Annotated in this window: 2 protein-coding genes; both read right to left on the reverse strand. The window is 61.9% G+C overall.

Annotated elements, in window-relative coordinates; translation table 11 throughout:
- On the reverse strand, positions 1 to 207 hold a 207-nt coding region (locus A2I95_RS36565; protein ID WP_291737391.1), incomplete at its 3' end, for a hypothetical protein.
- A 177-nt stretch (positions 208 to 384) separates the two neighbouring features.
- A partial coding sequence (glyS, locus tag A2I95_RS36570; protein ID WP_291737392.1) for a glycine--tRNA ligase subunit beta occupies positions 385 to 1,590 on the reverse strand: 1,206 nt, incomplete at its 5' end.

The following is a 1,590-nucleotide window of genomic DNA, read 5'->3' on the forward strand; positions in this document are numbered from 1 at the left end:
GCTCAGCACCGCAGACAGATCGGGCATCTGGCCTTCGGCAATGGAATGCACCGCATCAAAAGACAGCGCCACCGCGCGCGGCACCGGCAGGTCCAGCCGCTCCAGCCGCTGCAGGCATTTCGCCCGCCCGCCATGGGTGGTGGCGGCAATCGGTGCGGTCGCGGTGATCAGGGAAGCCGGCGGGATCTGTTCGAAATCTTTCTGCACTGCAGCACGTCTCCTTTGCAAGTCACCATAAGGACAAGACATGATCGCGCAAGGGGCTTGTAACCGCCCTCCGGCAACTGAGCACGGTTCTGCAAAAGAAAACCGGCCTTCCCTTGCGGAAAGGCCGGACCCTGCGGGGCGGGTATTTTGGACCAGAAAGAAGCAGCCGACTGGTGCTCAGCCTTCAACCTTGGTGAGGTCAGCAACCTGGCCGCAGACCTGGCGGATCTGGCTGAGGAGGTTCAGGCGGTTGCGGCGGACCACTTCGCTGTCCGCATTAACCTGCACTGCCTCAAAGAACGCATCTATCGGCGCGCGCAGGGCGGCCATGCCCCGCATGGCCGCCGCGAAATCTTCGGCCTCGATGGCCGGAGAGATCGCCGCCCCGCCTGCCTCCAGCGCGTCGAACAGCGCTTTTTCGGTGTCGTCCTCGGCAAATTTGCGGTCGGCGCCATAGGAGTATTCGACGCCGTCCTTTTCCTCGGCCTGGGACAGGATGTTGTTGGCGCGTTTGAAGCCCTGCAGCAGGTTGGTGCCATCCTCGGTCTTCAGGAAATCCTCCAACGCGCGGGCGCGTTTGGCGAGCAGCGTGAGGTCGTCATTGCCGTCCATCGCGATACAGGCGTCGATCACGTCATGGCGGATGCCCTGATCGCGCAGGAAGACCTTGAGGCGGTCGTGGAAGAAGGAGAGAAGGTTGGCGGAGATGTCCGGAACTTTTGTGTCTAGCCCCTCTATTGGAGATGGCAAATCTGTCCCCCCAAGAGCACTGGCTTGCACCTCCTTAAATGCCGCTCCAAACACCCCGTGTTTAGCAATTTTGGCGATCAGATCATTGAGCATTGCCTCACCCATCGATCCTTCAGAATGATTAACATTCATCTCAGTCCGCAGCAGCTGGCTGTCAAAGAACCTGTCCAGCGGCATCCGCACCTCATTTTCCAGCGCCAGCCGGATCACCCCCAGCGCCGCGCGGCGGAGGGCAAACGGATCCTTCGACCCCGTCGGCTTTTCATCAATCGCCCAGAAGCCGGTCAGCGTGTCCAGCTTGTCCGCAAGCGCCACGGCAACAGACACCGGCTCCGACGGCACATCGTCGCCCGGACCCAGCGGTGAGTAATGCGCTTCGCAGGCGTTGGCGACCTCCTGCGGCAGGCCAGAAGCCTGAGCGTAGTAGCGGCCCATCAGCCCCTGCAATTCCGGGAATTCATAGACCATTTCCGAGCTGAGGTCCGCCTTGGCCACCCGCGCCGCCTGCTCTGCCAGACCGGCGTCAGCGCCGACAACCGGCGCGATTTCTCGCGCCAGCGCGGCGATACGGTCAATCCGCGCGGCTTGTGTGCCCAGTTTGTTGTGGAAGGTCACGTTGGAGAGGTTCTCCAC

Source organism: Leisingera sp. F5, assembly GCF_001593695.1.